Consider the following 25248-nt stretch of genomic DNA (forward strand, 5'->3'; position numbering starts at 1 on the left):
TCCTCCGGCCAGGTGGAACTGGCCGAAGGAACGGCGGGGCCGGGGCATGCCCCGGCCGAGGATGGCGTTGTCGCAACAAACAAGCCCCCTCGACAGGGCTGACGGGAGTGAGAGTGATGAAGGCGATCGTCTACGAGGAGTACGGCGGCCCCGAGGTGCTGCGGCTGAAGGAGACGGAGGAGCCCCATCCGGGTCCCGGGCAGGTGCGGCTGAAGGTCATGGCCGCCGCCGTGAACCCCCTCGACCACAAGATCCGCGGTGGCTGGATGCCACAGATGGGCCCCGCCGCGTTCCCCGCGATCCCGGGTATCGAGGCGGCCGGGGTCGTCGACGAGGTCGGTGACGGGGTCACCGATGTGTCCGTGGGCGATGAGGTGCTGGGCTGGACGGACACCGGGGCCTACGCCCCGTACGCGCTGGCCACGGATGTCGCCCCCAAACCGGCCGGACTCGACTGGGAGACGGCCGCGGCGCTGCCCGTGGCCGCCGAGACCTCGGCACGCGTCCTGGACCTGCTGGGGCTGAAGGAGGGCGAGACCCTGCTGCTGCACGGGGCCGCCGGTGCGGTCGGCGGGGTCGGGGTCCAGCTCGCGGTGGCCCGGGGCGCCACCGTCATCGGCACCGCGTCGCCCGCCAACCACGACTATCTGCGCTCGCTCGGCGCGATCCCGGTGGCCTATGGCGAGGGTCTGGCCGACCGGGTGCGCGCCGTGGCGCCCAAGGGTGTCGACGCCGTCTACGACGCGGCCGGCCAGGGCGCCCTGCCCGTCTCGATCGAGCTGCGGGGCGGCACGGCCGACCGCGTCGTCACCATCGCCGACCCCGCGGCCGCCGATCTCGGTGTCACCTTCTCGGCGGGTGGCGGCGGCCGCCCGGTGGAGGCCGTCGCCGAGTACGCGCGGCTCGCCGCGGCGGGCCGGCTGCGGGTGCCCGTGGTGCGGAGCTTCCCGCTCGCCGACGCCGCCGCGGCCCATGAGCAGAGCGAGACCGGCCACAGCCGCGGCAAGCTCATCCTGCGGCCCTGATGAGCGCTGCCGCGGCCGCTTTCGTGACCGCTTTCGTGGCCTAGGAGGCCGCGTTCATCAGGTCCAGTGCGCTGTGCTGTCGTGCCGCGTCGGTCTTGTCCAGCGGTCCCGACCAGCGCAGTCCGTACTGGTCCAGGGCGTTGCGGTCGGCGGCGTAGGCGCGGTCCGCCTGCCGTTTGAGGTAGGCCGTGTAGGGGTGGTCGGCCAGGGCCGCGTTCAGCTTGGCCAGCCCCCGTACATGGGCACCCTTGAACGACGGGCCGTCGGCGCCGCAGTCGCCGGTCTCGCAGGGGTCCCTGAGGATGCCGTCGGCCGTGTTGAGCTGGGACGACGTGGTGGCGGCCGTGCCGATGCGACGGGCCGTGTCGAGCACGGAACCGTCACCGGTCGCCCGGTACAGCTCGGTGAGGCCGCCGAGCAGCACACCCTGGTTGTAGGACCAGACCGCGCTGCCGTTGTTCTTGCAGGTGCCCAGGTCGATGCCGTCGTTGACCAGGTTCGAGGAGTTCACCATGCCGGTGCCCTGGAACCAGGTCCACTCCGACTTCGCCCGCTGGAGATGGGCGGTGTCGCCGGGGATCCGGTTGTGCAGGGCGGCGTTCAACTGGAGGTAGAGGGAGTTGGCGATGGCGTTCTTGTACGTCTTCGCCGTGCTCCACCACACCCCGCCGCCACAGGTGGAGTCCCAGTAGGAGGCCATGTAGTCGGCGTCGGCGCGGGCGGTGGCGAGATAGCGGGAGTCCCCGGTGAGGTCGTAGGCGGCCACCCAGGCCAGACCCCACCAGCCGGTGTCGTCGATGTAGTCGTTGCGGAACTGCCCGCCCTGCGCACCGAGGTTGAGGTCGTAGGTGCGGGCGATCGCGTACTCATAGCTATGCATGCCCGTGACGCGGATGTTGTCGATGACGGCCGTGAGGGCGTTGGCCGAGTTCCACCAGCCGGTGGTGGAGAACAGACCGGTCCCGTTCGAGTAGAACGCCATCTGGGCGGTGGCGGCGGCCGTACGGCGGTCCCATGCGTTCCAGGTCGTACGGGCCCACTGCGTGCAGGCGATGTCGGCGCGGTCACCGGCCTTGCCGCAGGCCCGCAGCGCGCCGACGCCCTGGACGCCCCAGTCGTCCACGTTGTACATCAGGGTGCGCCAGCCGCGCTGTCCGGCGGGGATGGCGGTATTGCCGAGGCGGCTGCCCGAGAACCAGGTCCGGCCGCCGTCGAAGGAACGGTCCAGCCACACCTCGTCACCGGGGCTGCCGTTGTCGATGGAGGCCCAGCCCATCGCGTCGGCGTCGTCGAAGTGCAGGGCGATGGAGCGGGAGAAGACGGTGGCCGTGACGGGGGTGCGGCTCTGCGGGGCGAGCGCCGGATCGCGGGCGTCGCAGTACTTGTTGCACACGGTGGCGGACGGCGCCGCTTCGGCCGTGGCCGGGAGGAGTTGCGGGGCCAGCAGGGCGAGCGCTCCGATGGCGAGGGCGGCCAGACGGGTGCGCAGCGGTCTCTTGCGTCTCATGCCGTGCCTCCTCCCGGCCTAGTTGAAGGGGTCCAGGGTGATGGACGCCTGCTGCGGATTGCCGTCGTGGACGAGCGACTCGTGCTGGCCGACGTCGTCGAAGGCGAAGGCGTACGCCTTTCCGTCGGCCATCTGGCCGTGGATGGCGCGGGCGTAGTGGTTGGTCACGCCGTCGGTGTAGAACCCGGCGTCACCGGTGTCCGGCTGGTTGGGGTTGGTGAGCAGGGTCGTGCGGTTGTAGCCCGCGCACAGGGTCCGCGAAATGGGGCCGCGCACCTGGTCGTTGGGGGCGTCGAGGCGCTTGTAGCAGCCGAAGACGGAGTCGGAGTCCGGCTTCTGGAAGCTGGTGACCACGGCTCCCGAACCGTTGGTGAAGTTCATGACGTCGCCGGAGACCCGCCCGAAGTACTTGGTGTTCGGCCGGTCGGCGAAGGGCGTGACCGTGAGGGTGGTGCCGGCGTACTTCCGCCACACCCGGTTGATGTAGTCGTCCATCGCGTTCGCGGGCAGGGCGCCCGCCTCGATGCCGTGCCCGGGTGACAGGGCCCGCAGCACGGTGCCGTCCGGGCGGGTCTGGATGAGTTTGCCCCAGCCGCCGGCCTGTGCGCGCAGCGCGTTGAGGACGCCGTTGTAGCCGCCGGGCTTGAGATGGCCGGTGGTCTTCGTACTGCCGTCGGCGCCCCGCACGCCCACCGCGTACGGCGCGGAGAACATGTCGACCTGGGTGCTGTTGATGTACAGCCCGGAGTCGTCGAGGGTGAACTCGCTCCAGTTGAACAGGATGTTCCGGTTGGGGTCGGAGGGGTTCTGCACGGCGGGCTGCACCAGGCCGCCGGTGGTGAGCCGGAAGTCGATCTTCTGGCCGTAGGAGAAGTAGACCCGGCCGGAGAGCTTGGGGACGCGGATCGTCAGGGACTGGCCATTGGCCGGTCCGGCGATCGACGCGTCGGGCGCCGGGGTGGGCGGGTTGCCACCGGCGGGCCAGGGGTGGAAGGTCCCGGAGGCGTCGGCCCAGCCCTGCTGCCCGGTCGAGAGCAGGGTGCCGAGCGTATAGACGTAGATCTGGTCGCCGCGCCCGGAGTTGTTGGTGAACTTCAGCGGGATCGTGTTCGGCACGGCCGGCCGGGCGGACGCCTCGGGGGCCAGTGCGGTCATGCCCAGGGCCAGGAGTAAGGCCGACGCCCAGCAGGGCAGGGTGCGGAATCGGGTGGAGACGCGTCTGGACATACGCCACCTCTCGCGCGGCCCCACGGGGCCGCGTCAGCGGGGGGAATGGGGGGTCTCATGAAGCGGGGGTGCCGGAAGTGCAGAGTCATAATGGCAGTGAACATGACACTGGTCTAGACATTCTCACGTACCGACATCAGCCCAGGGCCGGATGCGGAGCCCTGAGGTCCGCGGAGCCCGCCGGGTCGAGATCGTCCCGCTTGGCACGGAGCTCGTCGGTGTCCGGATGGCCGATCTCGAGGGCGATCTCCAGGGCCTGGCCCCGGGCGGCCCGGGCGGCGTCCAGGTCGCCCGCGGCCAGCTGGGTGTCGCCGAGGTGGTTCAGGATCTCGGTCTCGTGGTACCGGTCGCCGAAGCCGCGCACCAGGCGCAGGGCCCGGGCGTAGCACGTCACGGCGGCGGGGTACTCGGCCAGGTGGTGATGGGCGTAGCCGAGGCTGTCCCACGCCCCGGCCTCGGCGTGCCGGTCCTCGATCTCCTGGTTCACGGACACCGCCTGGGCGCAGTAGTCCAGCGTCCGCCGGTAGTCGCCCAGTACCGCGTGCACCCACCCGACGTTGTTCAGCGCCAGGGCCTCCCCGGCCCGGTGCCCCGCCTGCCGATAGAGCGTCAGGGCACGTTCGTTGTGGCCGAGCGCGTCCCGGTGGCCGTCCAGCCGGCCGCAGACCCAGCCCAGGCCCCGGTGGACATGTGCCTGACGGACGGGATCGCCCAGCCGCTCGTAGAGGTCGAGGGCGTGCCGGAAGTGGCGGCGCCCCTCGTCCAGGCGGCCCATCTGGGTGAGGCAGCTGCCCAGACCGCGGTGGGCGGCTGCCTGCCACGCCGGATCGCCGAGCCGCTGGGCCGCGCCGAGGGCGATGCGCTGGACGGCGGCCCAGTCGTGCCAGTGTCCGCGGTAGTCGAAATAGGTCTCCAGGTTCCTGGCCAGCCGCCAGGCCCCCGCGTCGAGATCGGCGCCGGTGGCCAGGTCGACCACGCCCAGCAGTACGGCGTGCTCCGCGGTGAACCAGGCGAGCGCCGCGGCCTGGTCCGCCATCTCCTGCGGGCAGGCGTCCGGCACGGCGGGTGGCAGGGGGACGCGATCCCGGTGCGGATCCAGCAGCCCGGCCGCGCGATCGGCGGTGCGCAGATAGTGCTCGACGACACGGCGCCGCGCACCCCTGCGATCGGCCTCGGGGTCCACGGTGTGGGCCAGTTCGCCCGCGTAGGCGCGGAGCAGGTCGTGCGGCGCGTACCGGCCGGGCGCGACCTCCTCGACCAGGTGCACCCGGACCAGCTCGGCCAGCGGGGGGCGCACCCGGGAAACCGGGAGGCCGGCCAGGCCCGCCATGGCCGGGAGGGAGATGTCCGGTCCTGGATGGAGGCCTAGCAGCCGGAACAGCCGTGCGGTGTCCGTGCCGAGCGCGTGATACGACCAGGAGAACACCGCCCGTACGTCGGTCGCGGTATCGCCCCCGCTGAAGACGTCCAGGCCGAGCTGGGTGTCGTGCAACTCCGCGGCGAGCGTCCGCAGCGGAAACCGCGGGGTCACCGCGACCCTCGCGGCCACGACCGCCAGCGCCAGCGGCAGCCCCACGCACGCCGCGGTGATCGCGTCGAACGCCTTCGGGTCGTCCGTCCGCCTGACCCGCCTCAGATGGCGCTCCAGAAGCAGCCGCGCCTCGCCGTCGGTGAGCGGGTCCACCGCGCACGGGCGTGCCCCATTGGCGGCGACCAGTCCGGTCAGGCGGTCGCGGCTGGTCACCAGCACCACACAGCCGCCCGTGCCGGGAAGCAGCGGCCGCACCTGGTCGGCGTCGCGGGCGTTGTCCAGCATGATCAGCATCCGGCGGTCGGCGATCAGCGACCGGTACAGCCCGGCCTGTGCCTCCGGATCGGCGGGCATCTCCTGCGGATCCACGCCCAGTGCGCCCAGGAAGCCGCGTACGGCCGCCGCCGCGGGCACGGGTCCGGCGGCGGGAGCGAACCCGCGCAGGTTCACATACAGCTGCCCGTCCGGGAAGCGCGGCAGGTTGCGATGGGCCCAGCGCAGCGCCAGCCAGGTCTTGCCCACCCCGCCGACACCGCTGATCGCCGCGATGTCGAGCGTGCCCTCACCGTCGGCGGTCCCGCACAGGTCGTCGAGCGCGGCGAGTTCCCGCTCGCGGCCGACGAACGTGACCGGCGGTGCGGGGAGTTGCTGGGGCACCGGCCGCGGTCGCCGTCGGGGCGTCACGGACGCCGTGTCCGGGGCGAGGGCGAGCGCCGGATCCGCGGTGAGGATCCGCTGGCGCAGCAGCACCAGCGGCGGGCTGGGGTCGAGCCCCGTCTCCTCGGCCAGCCGGCGCCGGAGCCGCTCATGGTGCTCAAGCGCCTCGGTCTGGCGCCCGCACCGGTACAGGGCCAGCATCAGCTGTCCGGCCACCCGCTCGTCCAGCGGATGTGCCTCGGCGCGGGCGGCCAGCTCGGGCAGTGCCCGGCCGTGCTGCCCCAGCCGCAGCCGTACGTCCATCAGATCCAGCTGCCCGGTGAACCGCTCGGCCTCGAGCACCGAACGCTGAGCGTTGAACCAGGGTGTGTCCGCCCCGGCGAACGCCTCACCCCGCCACAGCCCCAGGGCGGTCTCCCACAGCGCCGCCGCCTCCTCCCCGCCGCCGGCCGCACGAGCCCGGCAGGCCGTCTCGCGGAACCGGAGCACATCCACCGCGTCGGTCTCCGCCGCCAGCCGGTAGCCGCCCTGCTCGCGTACCAGCTCCGCCCCCGTCCCCGCCAGCGCCTGCCGTAACCGGGACACATACGCGTACAGCGCCTCCCGGCCGCGCCGGGGCACCCCCACCCCCCACACCCGGTCCACCAGCGGCCCCGTGGGCACCACCCGCCCCGCGTCGACGGCCAGCGCGGCCAGCACCAGCCGCTGCCGTGCGTGCCCCACGTCCACCGGCGTCCCGTCCCGCCACACCGTTATGGCACCGAGCACGCCGAATCGCGCCCCCATGCGTTTTCCCCCGTTGTGTCGTAGCCCCCGCGCCGACCACTTGTGGATGACAGTCGGCGCAATACCGAGTCAACAACTCCCCAAGGTACGGGGAGGACTTCCCGGTATGGAAGGGACATCACGACGGGGAACACGAGCCGGACGCGGGGGACCTTCTATCGCCCGGGTGCGCCCCTCATCCGCCCCGGGCGGCCGGCTGCGCGCCGATCGCCTTCGACACCAGCCCCGGCAGATCCGCGAGGGAGTCCCGGATGATCGCCCGCTCCATGGCGAGGACGTCCGCTCCCGGCCTGATGCCCAGCTCCTCGGCCAGTACGTGCCGCAGCTGCCGGGCCGCACCGAGCGCGTCGGCACGGCGCCCGGTCAGACACAGCGCGATCATGAGCTGATGGCGGAAGGTCTCGCGCAGCGGGTGGGCCGCGACCAGGATCTCCAGTTCGGGTACGACGTCATGGGCGTGTCCCTGGTGCACTTCGGCCCATACCCATGCCTCGGTGGCCAGGAGCCGCGCCTCCTCCAGCCGTACGAGTTCGGCGGTGATCGCGGGGAGGTCCGGCACATCGGCGAGCAGGGGCCCTCGCCACATGTCCAGGGCCCGCCGCAGCCCCTCCGCCGCCTGCCCGGTCCGCCCTTCGGCCAGGGCCCCGCGCGCCACCCTCGCGAGTGCCGTGAAACGGTCGGCGTCCAGCTCCCCGGAGTCCACCGCCAGCCGGTAGCCCGGCGGGCTGGTGAGCAGTGGGCTTCCGCCCCGCACCGCCGGGCATCGCTCCCGCGGGGGCTCGGGGAGTGCGCGCCTGAGCCGGTGGACGTACTGCTGGACCAGTTTGGGGGCGGACTTCGGCGCCCCGCCCGGCCAGAGCTGCTCCACCAGTTCCCCGGCCGGCACCGTACGGCCCGCGTTGACGAGCAGCGCGGCCAGCAGCGCACGGCACTTGGCCTGGCTGACCATCCGGAAGGCGCCGTCCGGTCCCCGGATCTCCAGTGGCCCGAGGATGCGGTAGCGCACCGGCGGCGGGGTCATCGGCGGCCACCGTGACGGCGCCCGTCGCACCCGCGCCCGGCTCCGGGGGCGGCGAGGGTGAGGACGTCGGGCACCCGGTCCGGTGCGGCCACCCGCAGCAGTCCGTATCCGATCCCGGCCGATCCGGTCATCAGTCCGGGGGTGGTCACCCCCATCGGGACTCCGGGACGGACGTCCCCGGTCAGCACCCGGTCGGCCACCAGGCGGGCCACGCGGGAGCCGAGGTCGTCGGTCTCCCCCAGCGCGGGGCCGGCCGCGAGCAGCGCCGCCACCAGACCCAGATCCCCGTGGCACAGCGAGTCGTTGCCCAGTCCGGTGCCGACGCCGTCCCGCAGCAGGTCGCCGCGGACGGTGCCGGCCGCGATGCGCAGGTCCTCCGCGATGAGCTCATGGGCATCGGCGAGCCCCTCGACGCCGAGCAGCGCCGCCCGGACCAGCCCGATACCGGCGGCACCGTGACACCAGGCGTCCATGAAGGATCCCCGCGGCACGATGCTGCGCAGATCCGGCCAGTTGCCCCGGCCGGGGTCCAGACCGTGACGTTCGAACCGGAGCGCCTCCTCGCACAGCCGGTAGTGGTGGTCCTCGCCGGTCACCTCGGCCGCGCGGGCCAGGGCGAGGGCGAAGCCGCTCGCCCCGTGGGACATTCCCAGCAGCGGCCGGTCGGGGTCGACCGCCGTCCGCCAGGCCACTCCGCCGGTCACCTCGGTCGCCGCCTTCGCGAGTGTGGCGGCGGCGAGCCGCAGCGCGTCCGCGGTGCGCTCGTCCGGACGCGTCCGGTGGAGCGCGGCCAGGGCCAGCGTCGCCCCGGCCGTTCCCTGGACCACGTCGAGTTCCCGGTCGCCCTCGAACCGCCCGGCCAGCTCGGGAACCAGCGCGGCGGCCGCGTCGAGGAGTTCGGGCGCGTCCCACAGGGCGGCCAGATGGGTGAGCGTGTAGACGGCGCCGCCCAGTTCGCCGAATCCCCCGATGCTCAAGTTGAAACGAAGGTGACGGCCACGGTCGGGGCTGGTCAGCGAGTCGGCGAGCGATTGCGCGACGCGTTCGGCCACCTCCCGGTACCGCTGGTCCCCCGTCATCGAGCCGAGGTGCGCGAGGAACAGCGCGATACCGCTCACCCCGTCGTAGAGGCTGATCCCGGCGGGTCCCGCGCGCCAGTAGCGCTCCCCCACGACATTGAGCGACAGCCAGTGCGGGGGCTGGTCGTCGGTGCCGTGCACCGCGGTGTCGAGCAGCTCGTCCGCGAGGGCGGTCGCGGCCCGCAGGGCGAGCCGGGTGTCGAGGGGGCGGTCGGGCAGCTCCTGCGGCCGGGGGGCGTTCCGGGCCCGGGTGCCGAAGGTGAGGCCCGTCAGTGACGCGTCGATGCACCACTTCTGGCGGCGCAGATCGATCGGGCCCATGCGGCGGATCTTGGCGCGCACCGCCTCCATCCCGGAGGTGGCCAGGAAGTCGCGGACGACAACGCCGTCCGCGTCGCACAGGTCGGTGGCGAACGGCGTGGTGTGGTAGGTCGGCACATCGAGCCGGGCCAGCTGGCGCTGCTCGCTGGTCAGCAGCTCGATCCGGCCCTCGACGCCCCGGTGCCCGTCCGCGAGGCCGGCTTCGAGCACATACTCCCAGTCCAGCGAGTCGCGCAGGACGTCCGGGTGCATCGACTCGGCGAGGATGCGGCTGTAGACCGAGGTCGGCCGGGGCACATGGCGCACGGCGTCCTCGGCGAAGGCGGCGATCGGGCCGTCCTCGGCGAGCAGTTCGTCCCGCTCCCGTTCGATGAGCCCGTAGGCGGACTCGAAGCCCTCCGTCAGGGACCGGCGGTACCGCAGCGGATCGACGGACGTTCCGTCCACGGAGGCCCGGTTGGCCGCGCCGGCGATGGGCATTCGCTCGCGCACCAGCCTCATCTCGTCGGTGCCCTGGCCGGCGTAGGTCGGCAGCACGCTCGGTGAAAGCTGGCCGCCGCCGCCCGCGAGCCCGCTGATCTCCGCGTCCCGCCAGCCCGAGTCGTCCACCTCGATGATCCGCTCCGGCAGCAGCCCGATGCCCAGGACGGAGTCATTGAGGACGTCGGGCACCGCGCCGGCGATCCGCAGAACGGGGTCGGCCACCGCTCGGGACCGCCCGAGGAAGGTGGCCTCCAGGTCGACGAAGACGGGGTGCTCCCCCGCCGCGATCAGGTTCTGGAGATGCAGATCCGCGCCGCAGATGGCGTGGAACAGGGCCAGATGGGCGCCTTGGCGCCAGAAGAACCGGTCGGCCTCGGCCTCGTCGGCGCACGTCCCGGAGGCCACGTGCTCCACCCATCCGTACCCGGGCCGGGGCAGCACCTCCACGGTCCGCAGCGGATGGCGCAGCCCCCGGTCGTTGAGGCGGGCGAGCAGGTCGTTGAAGTGGCGCTCGACGGCGACCGACCGCGGTTTGTAGACCAGCTTCGTACCGTCGGAGAGGGTGAACAGCGCGACCGACCGGCCGCCGTTGTGGGTGTCACCGGCGCCGAAGCCGATGTCCGTCACATCACCGAGACCACGCCAGGAGCCGCCGAACACCGCGCGCAGCCGGGGCAGATCGGCCAGGAAGCGCTCGGCGAACTCCTGCCTCACATCGGTCCAGTGGCGCAGCGAGGCCACCAGTTCACGGGCCAGTACGGGGTATTCGGACAGGATCTCCAGCGCCCGCCCGGGGGTGCGGACCGTGGCCATGAACGAGGCGAACCGCTCCTCGGGGGTGGCGCCGGGCAACTCACCGGTCACCCTGGCCACGTTGAGTTCCAGAACCAGGGCACGGGAGACCATGCCGGAGATCGTTTCCAGGGGCGGGAGGAGGAGGGGGTGGTCCGGGGGCAGCCCGGGCACCCGGCGCCGGAGTTCCGCCCGGGCCCGGCGCAGCAGTGGGAGGGCCAGTTCGGCCGGGCCGAGCCCGGGGCGGTGACCGTGGTCATGGCCGGGACCGCGGGTGGCCGCGTGGACATGGCCCCGGACGTCGTCGTCACCGTCGGAGGTGTGATGACGCCATGCCTCGGCGATCACCTTCAGCCACTCCGGTGTGGGCAGCCGCCCGGCGAGCGACTCCGCGGGCTCGCCCAGCAGGGTGATCAGCTCCTCCTCGGTAACCCCCGTGGCAGTCCAGCGCTCCAGCGGGTCAACGCCGGTGGCGGGCCTTCCGGCGGAGAAGAGGATGCCGCTGCGCCACAGCTCCAGGCGGCGCAGCCCGTGCGCACGCTGTTCGGCGGTGACCGCCGGAGCGCCCGGCGACCGGTCGCGCAGGGGCACGCCTCGCCACCACGTCGTCGAGTTCAGGATGTCCTGCTGCCGGTTCCTCACTTCTCCCCCTACTTTTCTCGGCTCTGTCGCCCGCTATGGCCCTGTCGCCGTGGAGACGGCCCGATCGCGATCCGGTCCGGCGCGGGCCCGGTGGGGCCCGCGCCGGAATGGCTCATGGGTCACCGCGTCCGAGGACGCACCGGGTCAGCCACAGAGCCAGTCACAGGTGAAGCAGGTGCGGCAGGTCTTGTGACCGCACGTCACCCAGGTGTCGGTGAGCCCCCCGCCCACGACGTTGTCCAGCCGCTGGTCGGTCAGCTCGATGGCACCCGCCGGGTGGGCGGGCAGCGCGCTGAGCTCCTCGGAGCTCAGCCCGGCGCGGAAGACCGGGTCCTTCCATGCCTTGGTGGTCCGGTTCATGGTTCCTCCGTTCGACGTGCTCTCATCGGTTCGTTCATGGACGTCACCCCGGTCGGCCCGGTGCGACACAGCCAAAAGTGGGTGAGCGAGTTGGCCGGGAACCTTGCGGAAACCTTGTGCCGCCGCGCCTCGCGGTGCCCTCCGCGCCGGTCGGCGGCGCGATGAACCGGCGGTGAACCGGGACCGAACCGGTGTGCCGCACGCTGCTGCGCCAGGGAACGCGGCGCGGGAGGAGACACATATGAGCGGCGGGAAGGTGGGGTCGCGGGTGCCGTTCGTGGCCCAGATGAGCGAGGTCGAGTGCGGTCCCGCCTGTCTGGCCATGGTGCTCGGGGCGCACCGCCGCAGAATTCCCCTGCGGGAGCTGCGCGCGGAGTTCGGGGTGAGCCGCGATGGCGCGAGCGCCCGCCGGATCCTGGAGGTCGCGCGCGCCCACGGCCTCGAGGCCCGGGGGCTGAAGGTACCGCCGGACGCGCTCGGCGCGGTGCGCAAGCCCGCCATCGCCCACTGGGACGACCACCACTTCGTGGTGGTGGAGGGTGTCGGGCGCAAGGGGGTGCGCGTGCTCGACCCCGGCGGGGGACGCGCCGCCGTCTCCCATGAGGAGTTCCGCGCCCGGAGCTCGGGCACCCTGCTGGAGTTCGCCCCCGGCCCCTCGTTCATCGAGCGTCGCGGGCGCCGGGATTCCTGGCCGCTGCGGCTGGTGCGCGACATGATGCGGATGGCACCGCGGTGGGCCGCCCTCGCGGTTCTGCTCTCCGGGGTGGTGCAGCTGCTCGCCCTGGGGTCGGCGTTCCTCACCAAGTACGGCATCGACACGCTCATCGGTGAACGGGCCGGGACGCTCTCGGGTCTCTCCCTGAGCATCGCCGGTTTCGTATCGGTGTACGCGCTGATCGGACTGGGGCGGGCCGGGGCCCTGCTGGTACTACAGCACCGGCTGGACGGCGCGCTCGGCGACCGGTTTATGACTCATCTGTTCCGTCTGCCGTTCGGCTATTTCCAGGCCCGGAGCAGCGGGGATCTGCTGGCCCGCCTCAACAGCAACACGGTGATCAGGGACCTGCTGACCTCGCGCATGGTCACCTTGGTCATCGACAGCGTCTTCGTGGTGGGCTATCTGGTGCTGCTGTGCGCCTTCAGTCCCTGGTACGCGCTCCTGGCGGCGGGGCTGGGCGCGGCGCAGATCGCCATCGTGCTGGCCACCCTGCGGCCGGCCAACGCCCTGGCGAAACGGGAGCTGAGCGCCGAGGCCGCCACCCAGTCGGTGGCGGTGGACGCGTTGCGGGGCGCGGAGTTCGTGAAGAGCGCGGGGCTGGTCGGCACCGTGCTCGACCGTTGGCGTGGGGCGCTGGGCGACTATCTGCGGGCGGCGCTCCGGCGACGCCGTCTGGACGCCCTCACCGACTCCCTCACCCTGCTGCTCCAGGTGGCCTCCCCGCTGGTGTTGCTGCTGCTGGGCATCGCGCAGGTGCGCTCGGGCGCGCTGACCATCGGCTCGATGATCGCGCTCAACGCGATCGCGGCCGGGCTGCTCACCCCGATCGCCGGGCTGGCCACCAGCGCGCGCTACCTCCAGACCATCGGTGCCCATCTGGAGCGGGTGCACGATGTGCTGGACGAGCGTCCGGAGGTCCGAAGGCCGGGCATCACCGCGCCCGCCACGGTGCGGGGCGAGATCGAGCTGCGCGGAGTGGGCTTCCGCTACGGGCGGGGGCCGTGGATCCTGCGCGATCTGACCCTGCGCGTTCCCGCGGGCGCGAAACTCGCCGTCGTCGGGGCCAGCGGCTCCGGGAAGACGACGATGATCCGCCTGCTCGCCGGGCTGTTGCGGCCGACCGAGGGCACGGTGCTGCTCGATGGGCTGGCCATCGAGGAGTACGACGCGGACAGCCTGCGCCGCCGCTTCGGCGTCGTGACACAGGAACCCCATGTCTTCGGCGGCACCATCGGATCGAATCTGCGGCTCGGCCGGGACGAGCTGCCCGACGAGGCCCTGTTCGAGGCGCTGGGCCGGGCCGGGCTGCTCCCCGATGTGCGGCGGATGCCCATGGGGCTGGAGACGCATGTGGCGGAGGGCGGGAGTGCGCTCTCGGGGGGCCAGCGCCAGCGCCTGGCGATCGCCCGCGCGCTCCTGGCCGACCCCGCGCTGCTGGTGCTGGACGAGGCCACGAGCCATCTGGACGCCGTGACCGAGGCGGAGGTGGCCGGTGAGCTGTCCGCGCTGGGCTGTACCAGGATCGTCGTCGCGCACCGAATCAGCACGATCATGGACGCGGACGAGATCGTCGTCCTGGACGACGGCCGTTTCACGGAGCGGGGAGGCCACGACGACCTGATGCTCGCCGGGGGCCGGTACGCCGAGCTGGTGCACCGGCAGCTCCCGGCCTCGCTCCGGCCCTCATGATCGCCACCGCGCCGACGTGGGCGTCCGGGCGTAAAATGGGCCGCGTCCGCACCAGGAGGGCACGAGGAGCGGAGGCATCAGATGACCGAGGCAGTCCCCTCCCGCACCGAACGCAAACGGGAAGCCGATCACCCGGACGTGCCGTGGACGACCCCCTCGCAGGCCGAGGGCGAGCGCGACGACGAGACGGACACCGGCCACCCCGACGTACAGAGGACGACTCCCTCACAGGCCGAAGGGGAACGGGACTAGCCCCCCTCTCGGCACCCGGGCCCGCGGGCCGGTGACCTCCCACCGGCGGGCGGGCCCAGCCATGTGGCCCGGACGCGGCGGCTGACGCGTAATGCCGCCTCCACGCCGGGGGTCTCCCGGGCGGAGCGGCCGCGGCGGGTCGCTATCCTGACCGGGGAGGCGAGATGGCACGCGCGACACAGACCACCGGGACACCCGGCACCGTCCCACCGGCGGCACGCCACCACGGCAATCGGCACGGGCGCAGCGAGCAGGCCCGGCTCGCGGTGCTGAACGCGGCCGACGACCTGCTGGTCGAGAAGGGCTTCGCGGGCGTCACCATGGAGGGCATCGCCACCCGGGCCGGTGTCGCCAAACAGACCATCTACCGCTGGTGGAGCACCAAGACCGACGTCCTCATGGACGCCTTCCTCCAGGACGTGGCCGAGGACCTGACCGTGCGCGACCACGGCGACCTCGCCCGGGACCTGCGCACCTATCTGCGCGAGCTGGCCTGGTTCCTCAGCGCGTCCGACTCCGGTGCCGTCTTCAAGGCGCTGATCGCCCACGCGCAGCACGATCCGGCGTTCGCCCGGGACTTCCGGTCCAGGTACCTCGACGACCAGCGCGGCCGCGACCGCCTTCCGCTGGAACGGGCCCTGGAGCGCGGGGAGTTGCCGCCCGGCCTCGATCTGACGGCCGAGACCGACCAGCTCATGGGCCCCGTCTACTACCGGGTGCTGGTGACCGGCGAACCCGTCGGCCAGGAGTTCACCGACCGGCTCGTCGACGCCTTCCTCCACCGCCACGGGCTGACGGCACCGGCGAAGGACTGAGCACCGCCGGGAGACCGTCCACGAACAGTGCGCCCGCGAGCAGCGCGGCGCTTCCGCGCGGCGCGATGCCCCGCTCCCGCAGCTCCGTGTCCAGAGCGGACAGGGCGGCGGTGCCCTCGGGCGTGGCGGTGCCACCCGCCTCGAGCACACCATGCGCCCCCTCCTTCACCCGTCGCAGGCCGGGCGGGCCCGCCCGGTACAGCGGCCCGGTGTCCTGGAGGGTGCTCATCACGGTGAGCAGCGCGTCCAGGCGCGCCTGGGTCTCGGTGGCCCCCGCCGCACGCGCCCGGGACAGGGCGTCCAGGGCGCGGCGCACATGGGGGAAGGCGGCCCGTGCCTCGCCGCGCACGCCCGGCGCCCCATAGGTGGCGGAGACATGCGAGCCCGGCGAGGGGCGGCGCGGTGCGCCACGGTCGGGGTGGTCCGCGATCCGTTTGGCGGTGGCGGTCAGCTCGTCGGGCCCGGCGCCGGGGCGCAGCGCGGCGGCCGCCACCAGCAGGCCCATCACCCACAGCGCGCCATGGTGGAGGGGGCCGGTGGCCGCGCCGCCACCGGCCCGTGCCATCGTCCACTCGGCGCAGCGGCCGATGGCGCCCAACTCCTCGCGCAGCGCCCGGGTCGGCTCCCCGGGACGGCGGGCCGCGGCGGCCATGGCCGCGAACCCGGGTGTCAGCGCCTTGGCCGACCAGCGCAGCGCGAGCAGATCGGCACCGGTGGCGCGGGCCTGGAGATCGCGGGTGTCGGCGAGGCCCGGTTTGGGCGTCAGCTCCGCCTGGGCGATCAGGGCGAGCACGGCGGCCCGTGCCAGTGCCTCGTCCGTGGAGCGCGTCATCGGCATGCCCGGAGGCTAGACGGCGAACCTTTGACGGACATGAGGCGTTCCTGTGGCCCCGCTGTGCGCCCGCGAAGGAGGCGCACCAGAACAGCAGGCCCTCACGGAACAGCGCGAACAGGGCGTGGCGGCGGTCGGGCGAGGCCACGGTGGCCGGTTCGGTGGCGGGCGGCTCGACCTCATACCGGTCGGCGAGCCGGCGGGCCTCGTCGGTACGGTCGCGGGCCCGTGGGCGGGCTTGGCCCGCGGCTGGTTCTTCAGCCCCGGCGCCAGCTCTGGCGGTGCCTGGTACCACTCGGACTCCCAGTACAGGGCGAGTTCATGGCCGTCCGGGTCGCCGGTGACATGGAGCGGGCCGATACCGGGCTCGTCCTCGACCCATCGTCCGGGGAGCCCGGCGGCCTCGGCCTCCTTCACCCGGCGGTGGAGGGTGCGGTCGGGGTCGGGGGTGAGCAGTTCGACATGCCCGAGGTGGGCGATGTCCCCGAGCGGCGGGGTCATCGGCAACTCCTTGAGTCGAGTGCGCGGGAAGGAGGCATGGTGGTGCCGTGGCGGGAGAAGAGGGGTGGTGCGGGCGCGGAACCGGGCGCCGGATCAGGCCGGGCGGGGAAAGACCGTGCCGTCGAAGATCTTCCGTGCGGTGCGTACGACGGCCGTGCCCCGCGCCACCGGAGTGGCGCCGTCGTCCACGGACGTGTCGATGTCCAGGAAGCCGGTGGGGTGTTCGATGCGCAGCCGCTCCCCCGTCGCCGGGAGCCGGGCCACGTCCTCGCCGGCGTTTCCCTCGACGCACAGCCCGGCGGCGACACTGGCGGCCCCCAGGACGCCGATCGCCGTATGGCAGCGGACCGGGATGAAAGTGCGGGTCATCACGGTGCCGCCGTGCGCGGGCGGGGCCAGCAGGCTGAGCTTGGGCACGGTCGTGGCACTCACATCGCCCAGGCCCATCAGCCGCCCCGCCTCCCGCCGGATCTCCTGGAGCCGGGCGCCGAGCGCCGCGTTCGCCTCCAGTTCCTCGGGGTCCTCATAGCCGGTGACGTCCAGGGCGGACGCGGCGATGAGCACGGTCGGCATGCCGTTGTCCACGCAGGTCACCGGGGTGCCGTCGATGAGGTCGCGGGCGTGGCCGGTGGGCAGCAGCGGGCCGCCGCCCTGCTCGAAGCCGATCACCATCGGGGCGGCGGAGCCCGGGACACCCGCGATCTCGGCCGAGCCGGTGTAGTCGACGCGCCGGTCCGGGGTGGGCACGGTCACGGTGGCGTGGTCGCCGCTGTTGACCATCCTGATCCGTACCGGTGTCCGCCCGTCCCGGGCGGCGACCAGGCCCCGTTCCACGGCGAAGGGGCCGACCCCGGCCAGGAGGTTGCCGCAGTTCTGCCGGTCGGAGACCTCGGCCTTGTCCACGCCGAGCTGGAGGAACAGATAGTCGACATCGGCGTCCGGGCCCTGGGCGGCGGAGACCACGGCCACCTTGCTGGTGAGGGGGTGGGCTCCGCCGAGGCCGTCGATCTGCCGCGGATCGGGGCTGCCCATGATGCGCAGCAGCAGATCGTCCCGGGCACCGGGGCCGGGCGGCAGGTCCTCCGCGAGGAAGTAGGCGCCCTTGGAGGTGCCGCCGCGCATCAGCATGCAGCGCACGCCCTCCGGCCCGCTCATGAGACGGCCCCGCCGCGGACGTCCTCGGCGTACTCGGCGTACGGCTGGTACCGCACCCCGAGGCGGGCCAGGGTCTCCCGCAGCCCATAGCGGTCCAGGCCCAGCTGACCCTCGGCGAAGGCCGCCCGGGTCGCCTCCTCCTTCGCGGTGCGCGCCTCGGCCGCCTCGACGGCCGTGGCGGCCGAGTGGCGCGGTACGCACATCACCCCGTCGTCGTCGGCGAGGATCACATCGCCGGGGCGTATGCACTGCCCGCCCACCACCACGGGCACATTGACGGACCCGGCCGTGGCCTTGACGGTGCCCTGCGCGCACACGGCGGCCGACCACACGGGGAAGCCCATCGCGCGCAGCTCGGCGGTGTCGCGCACCCCGGCGTCGATGACCAGGCCGCGGACCCCGCGGTGGTGGAGCGCGGTGGCGAAGAGCTCGCCGAACATGCCGTCCGTGGACGGCGATGTGGTGGCGACGACGAGGACGTCACCCTCGGCACACTGCTCGACCGCGGCGTGGATCATCAGGTTGTCGCCGGGCCGGCACAGCGCCGTGACCGCGGTGCCCGCGATGCGCACGTCCTGCTGTACGGGGCGCAGCCCGGGGCCCAGGCATCCGGTGCGGCCCATGGCCTCGTGCACCGTGGCCACGCCGTAACCCCGCAGGGCCTCCACATGTTTGGCCGCGGCGCGTGGCGGGTCGGTGACGATCACACCGCTCGGCCGTGCGGCGGCGGGCACGTCACCCGCGCTACCGTGCGTCATCGCTGATATCTCCTTGCTGGACAGGTCGGTGACCCACCCCGCGGCGCGCGCCCCGCGTCATTCGCCCAACGCGTCGATCACACTGGCGAGGTGGACACGGACGGCCGCTTCGGCCGCCTGTGGGTCCCTGGCCCTGATCGCCTCGATCACGGCCAGGTGTTCACCCAGGGACCGCTGGGCACGCCCCGGCCGCAGCGCGAGCTGGAAGCGATGGCGCACCAGCTGTGCGTTGAGCCGTTCCAGCAGCTCCACCGCCACCCGCTGACCGGAGAACTCCCGGATGCGGGCGTGCAGTTGGTGGTTGAGGTCGGAGTAGGTCAGCGGTTCGCCGTCGGCGACCGCCTTGGACATCGCCGTGCCGAGGTCGGCCAGCTCGGTCAGCTGCTCCTCGCTCGCCTCGACGGCCGCCTTGGCCGCGCACAGCCCTTCCAGGACCATGCGGCATTCCGTGATGGCCACGGCCTCCTCCACGCTCACCACCCGCACCCGTGAGCCACGGTTGCGGATCCGCTCGACCAGACCCTCGGAGGCCAGATCGATCAGCGCCGCGCGGATGCTCGCCCGGGTCACACCGAACTGCTCGGCGAGTTCGTTCTCCACCAGCCGCTGGGCCGGCGCCATCTCCCCGCGCGAAATCGCCTGCCGCAGCTGCTCCAAGGCATGCTGCTTGGCCTGCTCCCCGGTGCCTGGACGAGCTTCCTTCGGCATCGTGTGCCCTCCCTGAGTGAGTGCCTGTCGAAGGTAAATCTAGGCCAACAAGATTGTCAACGATTTCGTTGCCCATATTGGCGACAGGAACCGGCCCCACCCACCCCCGATTCCGGCCTCGCTCCGGCCCCGTGACAGGGAAAGCCGGGGTTGCTTCAATGGTCCGGCGGTTCCCCATCGGACCCCGTAGACCGTTGGAGCGTGCCCGTGCCCCTCTCGCGTCGTGCTCTCGTCTCCACGCTCCCGGCGGCCGCACTGGCGGCCATGGCCCTCCCGCTGCGCGCACGGGCGGCGGGACACCCGGCGGCGGCCGGTGAAGCGACCGGTGCCGCTCACACCCGGCTGATCGACAACACCGTGGCCGTCTTCGCCGGAACGCGGGAGACCAACGCCCGCCCCGAGGTGCGCGCCAAGCTCGCCTCCATCGCCGCGACCGCCCGCTCCCGGCTCACCGCGATGGACCGCGCCGGGCAGGGCGAGCTCTTCCAGGGCCTCGCCCTGGGCACCAGCGATCCCAACCTGGTCACCTCGTTCCAGTACCTCTACGAGATCGCCCTCGCCACCCGCACACCGGACGGCGGCACACCGTCCGGACTCCACGGCGACACCGATGTCCAGCGGCGCGTCATCGACGGCCTGATATGGCTCCACGAGCACTATTACGGCGACCAGTCGAAGGGCTACTACGGCAACTGGTTCACCTGGGAGATCGGCATCTCCACCCACGTCAGCAAGACGCTGGCGCTGCTCGCCGACGAACTCGCCGCCCACCGGCCCGATCTCACCGCCGCCTACGTGGCCTCGATGGACGCGTATCTGCGCAACGGCAAGGACGGCGACGTCGACCTCGACTCACGCTTCCACACCGGCGCCAACCTCGCCGACATCACCACCAACCGCGTCCTCCAGGGCGCCGTTCTCGGCGACGAGGCCCGGATCACCAAGGCCATCGCCGACCAGCTGACCATCCTGGCCACCATCGACCCGTACGAGCTCCGGCACGGGGTCACCGACGGCTTCTACGCCGACGGTTCCTTCATCCAGCACGCGTCCGTGGCCTACACGGGCTCCTACGGCAAGGGCCTGCTCACCCGCGTCGTACAGAGCGTCAAAATGCTCGACGGCACCGGCTACACGACCGACGACCAGCTGGTCCGCGTCGTCCAGGGGTGGGTGGTGGACGGCTTCGCGCCGCTGATCTTCGAGGGCTGGCTGATGGAGATCGTCAAGGGGCGCGGGGTGTCCCGGCCGGCCACGGGGTACGCCGACGCGGCCGAGGTGGTGGAGGCCGTGGTGGGCCTCTCCGCCCATGCCACCGACGCCGACGCCACGGCGCTCAAGGGCTATGTGGCGTATCTGCGGCAGACCTCCAAGGCCACGCTCGACCCTTCGGGGTTCGTGTCCCCGGTGAGCATCGCGGCCTACGCCGACATCCTCGCCGACTCCTCGATCCCGGCGGGCGACCTCGGGCCCGCCGAGCGCCATGTGGCGTTCAACGCGATGGACAGAACCGTCCACCGGCGCCCCGGCTACGCGTTCGCCCTGGCCCGGAGCTCGTCCAGGATCAGCAGATACGAGTACATGAGCGGCGAGAACCTGATGCCCTGGTTCCAGGGGGACGGCGCCCACCATCTGTATCTGTCCGGCCAGGACCAGACCCAGGCGTTCGGCATCGACTACCTCACCACGGTCCCGCCCCAGCGCCTCGCCGGTGTCACCGCCCCGGTGGAGACCCGCCGCACGGTCCCCGAGCTGTACGGCACGCTCTGGTACGACAACCCCGGGCGTGGCTTCACCTCCTCCTCGGAGGCGCAGAACACCTATGTCTACTTCCCCCGGTCCACCCATCCGTTCTCCGGTGGCGCCGCCCTGGGCCCGTACGGGGTGGCGGGGTTCGTCCAGTCCGACGACGTGGCGTACACCGCGAAGCAGGCGGGCGACCTGCCCGAGGACTTCGTGGTGTACCGCGACGCCGATGCCACCAAGTCGTGGTTCCTGTTCGACGACGAGATCGTGGTGCTGGCAGCGGGTGTCGGCGATGCCGCCGGCCGCGCGGTGACGACCACCCTCGACACCCGGATCGCCGCGCCCTCGGACACCCTCACCCTCAGCGGGCGGCTCCGCGGCGGTGCGCCCTGGTCCGGCACCGGCACCGCCCCGCTCGCATGGCTGCGCTACGCCAATACCACCCGGGCGGCCTCGGTCGGGTATGTCTTCCTCGACGGGCCACCGCCCACCGTCACACTGGACACCGTCACCCGCAGCCGCCGCGCGGTCCGCCTCGCCAACCCCGACCTCCCGGTGACCAAACGGCTCTTCGCCGTGACCGTGGAGCGGGCGGCGGGCGCTCCGCACACCTCGATGGCGTACGCGCTCGTCCCGAACGCCACCGAGCGCCAACTGGGCGGCTACGCCCGCCGCCCGCTCACCGTCCTGGCCAACACCACCCGGCTCCAGGCCGTGGCCCACCGGGGCCTGCGGATGACCGCGCTCAACGCCTTCACCCCCGGCACCCACCACGCAGGGCGGCTGTCGGTGCGCGGCCCCGGCTCGGTGATCCTGCGGGAGACGCGGGACGGCGGCGTGGCGGTCGCGGTGTCCGATCCGACCACCGAGCGCGACACGGTCTCGCTCGTCATCCGGGGCCGGAGGATGAGCGCCGTGGCGGCGGACGACGGTGTCCGGGTGAGCCGGGTCCCCGGCGGCACCCGGATCGTCGTCACCACCCGCCACGCCTACGGCCGGAGCTTCACGGCGACGCTGCGCTGAGCCGCGAGGTGCGCAGGTGCTGGGCGCCCGAGCGGACCGCCCACAGGAACACGGCGAGCGCGAGGACGCCCACCGTCACGGTGTCATACGGCGCCGGGAGGCGGCCGGAACCGCCGAAGGTGCCCAGCCACGACAGCACGGTCAGCGCGGCGAGGTGGAAGACCAGCCAGGCGCCGCGCCGCAGCTCCTCCCCCAGCGGTGTGCCTCCGTCCTCGCGGCGCTGCACCAGGAACAACACGGCGCCGGCCAGGACGAAGGGCAGCGCGAGGCGCAGATCGTGCCAGCCTGACCAGTAGACGAACTCGCTCGCCACCACAAAGCTCACCGGGGCGATCCAGCGCACCCCCGGCACCTGGCCCTCGGCCCGCGCCACTCCCCGCTCGCGGTCGTGTGCCCGGAACGCCGCGACGGCCACCGCCGAGGCGGCGTAGATCAGCAGATACATGTCCCCCATCACGCTCACGATGTCCTGCCAGCCGCCGAACGGCAGCATGAACACGACGATGACCGCGAGGTTGAGCAGCAGCGCCCGCCGCGCCACCCCGGACCAGGGGTGGATGCGCATGAAGAAGCGGGGCAGCAGACCGTTCTTGGCCAGGGCGTACGTATGGCGAGCGTCGATGGCCACGCCCACATAGGCCGATCCGCCCGGTGAGACCACCGCGTCGGCGTAGAGCAGCGTGGCCAGCCAATGGAGGTTGAGCACCAGGGCGAGCTGCCCGAAGGGCGACTCGAAGTCGACTCCCTTCCAGCCGTGGCCCAGCAGCGACTCCGGCACCGTGTAGAGGAACGCCAGCTGGAGCCCGAGGTAGACCAGCACGGCGAGGCCGATGCCGGTCAGCACCGCGGCCGGTACGTTACGGCGCGGATTGCGGGCCTCACCGGAGAAGTCGAGCGGGGCCTGGAAGCCGTTGACGGAGTACACGATGCCGCCGCCGGCCAGCGCGGTCAGGCAGGCCGCGTAGCCGTACGGGGCGAAACCGCCGTGATCGGTGAGGCGCCCGGAGTGGGTGCCGGACAGGAACAGCGCGACGATGGTGAGGATCGGGACGACGACCTTGAACACCGAGATCAGGTTGTTCAGCCGGGCGAATATCCGTACGGCGAACCAGTTGCACGCCGTCAGTACGACACTCAGCGCCACGGCCACCGCGAGGCCCGAGGCGCTGAGGGTGCCGCCGTTGTAGAGCCCCGGCAGATAGTGGGCGGCGTACTGCATGATCGCGCTGATCTCGGCCGCCGTACCGCCCACCGAGAGCAGCACCGACCAGCCGATCATCGTGCCGACCAGCCGTCCGCTGGCGTACAGCGGCCAGCGGACGGTGCCGCCGCCCTCCGGGCGGGTGGCGCCGAGCTCCACCATGACCAGCGCGATCAGAGCACACAGCACACCCGCCGCGATCCAGGACAGCAGGGCGGCGGGACCGGCGGTCTGGGCAGCGTACAGGGCCGCGAACAGCCACCCGGACCCCAGGATGTTGGAGAACCCGATCGCGGTCAGGGCCCAGAATCCGAGGTCCTTGTGGAGTCGTCCCTCCTCGGCGAGCACCTCCGGCGCGGCGATGGACTCCGGTGGGTGGTTCTGCGGCACGGTGGCTCGTCTCCTCGGTGGTGCACGAACATGCAAAGGCCCAGCGTGCCACGCGTGCCGACGGGCTCCGCCGACGCACCCCGGGCCTCGGACCCCGGACCTCGTGACCCGGACCTCGTGACCCGTCTCGCGGCCCGCGCCGGATACCCGCACGTCCTCTCCTACGGCGTGGACTCGCTCCATGCACTCCGATGGCGTAGCAGCGACGGCGGGGCCCGGGAGGCGTACCGAGACTGGATGAGACGCCGGGCGGCCGCCCGTGGTGTGTCCGTACGGGAGTGGAGGAGGGACCATGCCCCGGAGCGGAGGAGACCCCATGTCCCACCGCAAGGATCTCGGGCTGCTCGCCCTGCGCCTCGGCGTGGGCGGGGTGCTGGTCGCGCACGGCGCGCAGAAGCTCTTCGGCTGGTGCGGCGGCGATGGCCTTCACCGTACCGCCGAGGCCATGGAGGCGATGGGCTTCCGTCCGGGGCGGGTCAGCGCCGTGGTGGCCGGGCTGGGCGAGGCGGGCGGCGGGCTGCTGCTCGCGCTCGGGTTCGCCACTCCCGCGGCCGGGGCAGCGGCCGCGGGGACGATGGCGGGGGCGGTGTCGGTGAACGCGCCGGCCGGGTTCTTCGCCCAGTCCGGGGGGTATGAGTTCCCGGCCCTGCTGGGCTGCTCGGCGGCGGCGCTCGGGATCTCGGGGCCCGGCCGCTACTCCCTCGACCACCTCACCTGCCATGTGCTGGACCGGCCGTGGCTGATCGCGACGGCGTTCACCACGAGCGCGCTGGGGGCGGCCGCGGTGATCAAGCGCAGGATGGCGGTGACCGCGGAGCGTGAGCTCGCCGGGGAGGAGGAGCTCTACGAGTAGCGGCCCACCCTCTGGCAGGTGACGCCCGCACGGCGTGCGAGGGGCGGCCTGGTGCGCCATGGTGGATGCCAGGGCCGGGGAACGGTTCGCACTGGTGGAGGGTGGGTGCGGATGTTCAGCAGGCGCAGCTTCTGGAAGATGGTGGGCGCGGGTGCGGTCGGGGCACCGCTCGCCGCCCGGGCCGCCACCGGCTCCGCGGAGGCCGCGGGGACGCTTGTCGACTCGGCGGAGCGGGGGATGTCGGCCGCGCGGCCGCACCCGTCCTTCGCCGCCCTGCGGCAGATCAGGGCCGGGGTGCTGAACGTCGGCTACGCCGAGGCCGGTCCGGCCCATGGCCCCGCGGTCGTCCTGCTGCACGGCTGGCCCTATGACATCCACAGCTATGCCGATGTGGCGCCCTTGCTCGCCGCCAAGGGCTATCGGGTGATCGTCCCGTATCTGCGCGGCTACGGGACGACGCGCTTCCTGTCGCCCCGGACACTCCGCGACGGCCAGCAGTCGGTGTTCGCCCTCGATCTCATCGCCTTGATGGACGCCCTCGGGATCGAGCGGGCGATCCTCGCCGGGTTCGACTGGGGCTCGCGCACGGCCGACGTCGTCGCGGCGCTGTGGCCGGAGCGCTGCGCGGCCCTGGTCTCGGTGACCGGCTATCTGATCACCAACCGGAAGGCGAACAAGCAGCCGCAGCCGCCGAAGGTCGAATGGGCCTGGTGGTACCAGTACTACTTCGCCACCGAGCGGGGTGTACGCGGGCTGGAGAATCCCGACTACCGACGCCAACTGGCGCGGCTCGTCTGGCGGTTCAACTCCCCGACGTGGCATTTCGACGACGCCACCTTCGCGCGCACCGCCGCCGCCTTCAGGAACCCGGACTATGTGCGCATCGTGATAAGCAACTACCGCTGGCGGCTGGGGCTCGCGGCGGGCGATCCCCGGTACGACGGTCTGGAGCGGCGCCTGGCCAAGGGCCCCGTCATCGGCGTCCCCACGGTCACGCTGGACGGCGGGCGCGATCCGTTCACCCCGGCCGGGGGCGGTGCCGCGTACCGGGACAAGTTCTCGGGCCCGTACGCCCACCGGACGCTGAAGGGCATCGGCCACAATGTGCCCCAGGAGGCTCCCGAAGCCTTCGCCGATGCCGTGGTCGAGGCCGACCGTCTGCGACGGCGCTGAGCG

General features: G+C 72.6%; 18 protein-coding genes and 1 pseudogene. 7 read left to right on the forward strand and 12 right to left on the reverse strand.

The window, feature by feature from the left end:
* The first annotated feature begins 116 nt into the window (after positions 1-116).
* Complete coding sequence (locus tag ACJX2R_RS05825) at positions 117-1025, forward strand: NADP-dependent oxidoreductase (RefSeq protein ID WP_413099101.1); 909 nt, start codon at positions 117-119, stop codon at positions 1023-1025.
* Positions 1026-1065: 40 nt separating this feature from the next.
* On the opposite strand, the gene ACJX2R_RS05830 is transcribed toward ACJX2R_RS05825, so the two are convergent.
* The 6 genes from ACJX2R_RS05830 to ACJX2R_RS05855 all read right to left on the reverse strand — a co-directional run bounded on the left by ACJX2R_RS05830 (position 1066) and on the right by ACJX2R_RS05855 (position 11431).
* Positions 1066-2532 carry a glycoside hydrolase family 76 protein gene (locus ACJX2R_RS05830; protein ID WP_413099102.1) on the reverse strand — a complete coding sequence of 489 codons (1467 nt, stop codon included), beginning with the start codon at positions 2530-2532 and terminating at the stop codon, positions 1066-1068.
* Positions 2533-2550: 18 nt separating this feature from the next.
* A complete protein-coding gene (locus ACJX2R_RS05835; protein WP_413099103.1) occupies positions 2551-3759 on the reverse strand; it encodes a glycoside hydrolase family 64 protein in 1209 nt (402 codons plus the stop codon).
* 136 nt (positions 3760-3895) lie between these two features.
* A complete protein-coding gene (locus ACJX2R_RS05840; protein ID WP_413099104.1) occupies positions 3896-6733 on the reverse strand; it encodes a BTAD domain-containing putative transcriptional regulator in 2838 nt (945 codons plus the stop codon).
* A 175-nt stretch (positions 6734-6908) separates the two neighbouring features.
* The gene (locus ACJX2R_RS05845; RefSeq protein WP_413099105.1) at positions 6909-7754 is read right to left on the reverse strand and encodes an AfsR/SARP family transcriptional regulator; all 846 of its coding nucleotides are present in this window, start codon (positions 7752-7754) and stop codon (positions 6909-6911) included.
* The gene (locus tag ACJX2R_RS05850; protein ID WP_413099106.1) at positions 7751-11071 is read right to left on the reverse strand and encodes a type 2 lanthipeptide synthetase LanM family protein; all 3321 of its coding nucleotides are present in this window, start codon (positions 11069-11071) and stop codon (positions 7751-7753) included. Before ACJX2R_RS05850 ends, ACJX2R_RS05845 begins: the two co-directional genes overlap by 4 nt.
* A gap of 144 nt (positions 11072-11215) precedes the next feature.
* Complete coding sequence (locus ACJX2R_RS05855; protein WP_044579866.1) at positions 11216-11431, reverse strand: mersacidin/lichenicidin family type 2 lantibiotic; 216 nt, start codon at positions 11429-11431, stop codon at positions 11216-11218.
* Between the two features lie 241 nt (positions 11432-11672).
* On the opposite strand from ACJX2R_RS05855, the gene ACJX2R_RS05860 reads away from it, so the two are divergent.
* The 3 genes from ACJX2R_RS05860 (at position 11673) to ACJX2R_RS05870 (ending at position 14905) form a co-directional block, all read left to right on the forward strand.
* Positions 11673-13838: a peptidase domain-containing ABC transporter gene (locus ACJX2R_RS05860; RefSeq protein ID WP_413099107.1), complete on the forward strand. Its 2166-nt coding sequence runs from the start codon at positions 11673-11675 to the stop codon at positions 13836-13838.
* 81 nt (positions 13839-13919) lie between these two features.
* Positions 13920-14090 carry a hypothetical protein gene (locus ACJX2R_RS05865; RefSeq protein ID WP_262701186.1) on the forward strand — a complete coding sequence of 57 codons (171 nt, stop codon included), beginning with the start codon at positions 13920-13922 and terminating at the stop codon, positions 14088-14090.
* A 164-nt stretch (positions 14091-14254) separates the two neighbouring features.
* A complete protein-coding gene (locus tag ACJX2R_RS05870; RefSeq protein WP_413099108.1) occupies positions 14255-14905 on the forward strand; it encodes a TetR/AcrR family transcriptional regulator in 651 nt (216 codons plus the stop codon).
* On the opposite strand, the gene ACJX2R_RS05875 is transcribed toward ACJX2R_RS05870, so the two are convergent.
* The 5 genes and pseudogenes from ACJX2R_RS05875 to ACJX2R_RS05895 all read right to left on the reverse strand — a co-directional run bounded on the left by ACJX2R_RS05875 (position 14841) and on the right by ACJX2R_RS05895 (position 18859).
* A complete protein-coding gene (locus ACJX2R_RS05875; protein WP_413105777.1) occupies positions 14841-15737 on the reverse strand; it encodes a triphosphoribosyl-dephospho-CoA synthase in 897 nt (298 codons plus the stop codon). The two genes, ACJX2R_RS05870 and ACJX2R_RS05875, sit on opposite strands and share 65 nt — an antisense overlap.
* A 225-nt stretch (positions 15738-15962) precedes the next feature.
* Positions 15963-16238: pseudogene (locus ACJX2R_RS05880) on the reverse strand (catechol 2,3-dioxygenase); the annotation flags it as partial.
* Positions 16239-16331: 93 nt separating this feature from the next.
* Positions 16332-17393 carry a 4-oxalomesaconate tautomerase gene (locus ACJX2R_RS05885; protein ID WP_262701079.1) on the reverse strand — a complete coding sequence of 354 codons (1062 nt, stop codon included), beginning with the start codon at positions 17391-17393 and terminating at the stop codon, positions 16332-16334.
* Positions 17390-18151, reverse strand: a complete 762-nt coding sequence (locus ACJX2R_RS05890; RefSeq protein ID WP_413099109.1) for a 4-carboxy-4-hydroxy-2-oxoadipate aldolase/oxaloacetate decarboxylase — start codon at positions 18149-18151, stop codon at positions 17390-17392. The genes ACJX2R_RS05885 and ACJX2R_RS05890 overlap by 4 nt, the downstream gene beginning before the upstream one ends.
* 57 nt (positions 18152-18208) lie before the next feature.
* Positions 18209-18859: a GntR family transcriptional regulator gene (locus ACJX2R_RS05895; RefSeq protein ID WP_262701081.1), complete on the reverse strand. Its 651-nt coding sequence runs from the start codon at positions 18857-18859 to the stop codon at positions 18209-18211.
* Between the two features lie 207 nt (positions 18860-19066).
* Between ACJX2R_RS05895 and ACJX2R_RS05900 the strand changes: the two genes are divergently transcribed.
* The gene (locus tag ACJX2R_RS05900; protein WP_413105778.1) at positions 19067-21628 is read left to right on the forward strand and encodes a polysaccharide lyase family 8 super-sandwich domain-containing protein; all 2562 of its coding nucleotides are present in this window, start codon (positions 19067-19069) and stop codon (positions 21626-21628) included.
* Here the strand turns inward: ACJX2R_RS05900 and ACJX2R_RS05905 are convergent.
* Positions 21609-23219 carry an APC family permease gene (locus ACJX2R_RS05905; protein WP_413099110.1) on the reverse strand — a complete coding sequence of 537 codons (1611 nt, stop codon included), beginning with the start codon at positions 23217-23219 and terminating at the stop codon, positions 21609-21611. The genes ACJX2R_RS05900 and ACJX2R_RS05905 overlap by 20 nt on opposite strands.
* A gap of 316 nt (positions 23220-23535) precedes the next feature.
* On the opposite strand from ACJX2R_RS05905, the gene ACJX2R_RS05910 reads away from it, so the two are divergent.
* Together ACJX2R_RS05910 and ACJX2R_RS05915 are read left to right on the forward strand one after the other, a co-directional pair.
* Positions 23536-24072: a DoxX family protein gene (locus tag ACJX2R_RS05910; RefSeq protein WP_413099111.1), complete on the forward strand. Its 537-nt coding sequence runs from the start codon at positions 23536-23538 to the stop codon at positions 24070-24072.
* Between the two features lie 111 nt (positions 24073-24183).
* Positions 24184-25245, forward strand: a complete 1062-nt coding sequence (locus ACJX2R_RS05915) for an alpha/beta fold hydrolase (protein WP_413099112.1) — start codon at positions 24184-24186, stop codon at positions 25243-25245.
* The last annotated feature ends 3 nt before the right edge of the window (positions 25246-25248 follow it).

The sequence above is a fragment of the Streptomyces sp. Inha503 genome (assembly GCF_047215865.1).
GTDB lineage: Bacteria > Actinomycetota > Actinomycetes > Streptomycetales > Streptomycetaceae > Streptomyces > Streptomyces lycopersici.

Excerpts from the sequence above, each read along its gene's own strand:
- ACJX2R_RS05825 (WP_413099101.1), top strand. The coding sequence starts at position 117 with ATGAAGGCGATCGTCTACGAGGAGTACGGCGGCCCCGAGGTGCTGCGG.
- ACJX2R_RS05830 (WP_413099102.1), bottom strand. The coding sequence starts at position 2,532 with ATGAGACGCAAGAGACCGCTGCGCACCCGTCTGGCCGCCCTCGCCATC.
- ACJX2R_RS05835 (WP_413099103.1), bottom strand. The coding sequence starts at position 3,759 with ATGTCCAGACGCGTCTCCACCCGATTCCGCACCCTGCCCTGCTGGGCG.
- ACJX2R_RS05840 (WP_413099104.1), bottom strand. The coding sequence starts at position 6,733 with ATGGGGGCGCGATTCGGCGTGCTCGGTGCCATAACGGTGTGGCGGGAC.
- ACJX2R_RS05845 (WP_413099105.1), bottom strand. The coding sequence starts at position 7,754 with ATGACCCCGCCGCCGGTGCGCTACCGCATCCTCGGGCCACTGGAGATC.
- ACJX2R_RS05855 (WP_044579866.1), bottom strand. The coding sequence starts at position 11,431 with ATGAACCGGACCACCAAGGCATGGAAGGACCCGGTCTTCCGCGCCGGG.
- ACJX2R_RS05860 (WP_413099107.1), top strand. The coding sequence starts at position 11,673 with ATGAGCGGCGGGAAGGTGGGGTCGCGGGTGCCGTTCGTGGCCCAGATG.
- ACJX2R_RS05865 (WP_262701186.1), top strand. The coding sequence starts at position 13,920 with ATGACCGAGGCAGTCCCCTCCCGCACCGAACGCAAACGGGAAGCCGAT.
- ACJX2R_RS05870 (WP_413099108.1), top strand. The coding sequence starts at position 14,255 with ATGGCACGCGCGACACAGACCACCGGGACACCCGGCACCGTCCCACCG.
- ACJX2R_RS05875 (WP_413105777.1), bottom strand. The coding sequence starts at position 15,737 with ATGACGCGCTCCACGGACGAGGCACTGGCACGGGCCGCCGTGCTCGCC.
- ACJX2R_RS05885 (WP_262701079.1), bottom strand. The coding sequence starts at position 17,393 with ATGAGCGGGCCGGAGGGCGTGCGCTGCATGCTGATGCGCGGCGGCACC.
- ACJX2R_RS05890 (WP_413099109.1), bottom strand. The coding sequence starts at position 18,151 with ATGACGCACGGTAGCGCGGGTGACGTGCCCGCCGCCGCACGGCCGAGC.
- ACJX2R_RS05895 (WP_262701081.1), bottom strand. The coding sequence starts at position 18,859 with ATGCCGAAGGAAGCTCGTCCAGGCACCGGGGAGCAGGCCAAGCAGCAT.
- ACJX2R_RS05910 (WP_413099111.1), top strand. The coding sequence starts at position 23,536 with ATGTCCCACCGCAAGGATCTCGGGCTGCTCGCCCTGCGCCTCGGCGTG.
- ACJX2R_RS05915 (WP_413099112.1), top strand. The coding sequence starts at position 24,184 with ATGTTCAGCAGGCGCAGCTTCTGGAAGATGGTGGGCGCGGGTGCGGTC.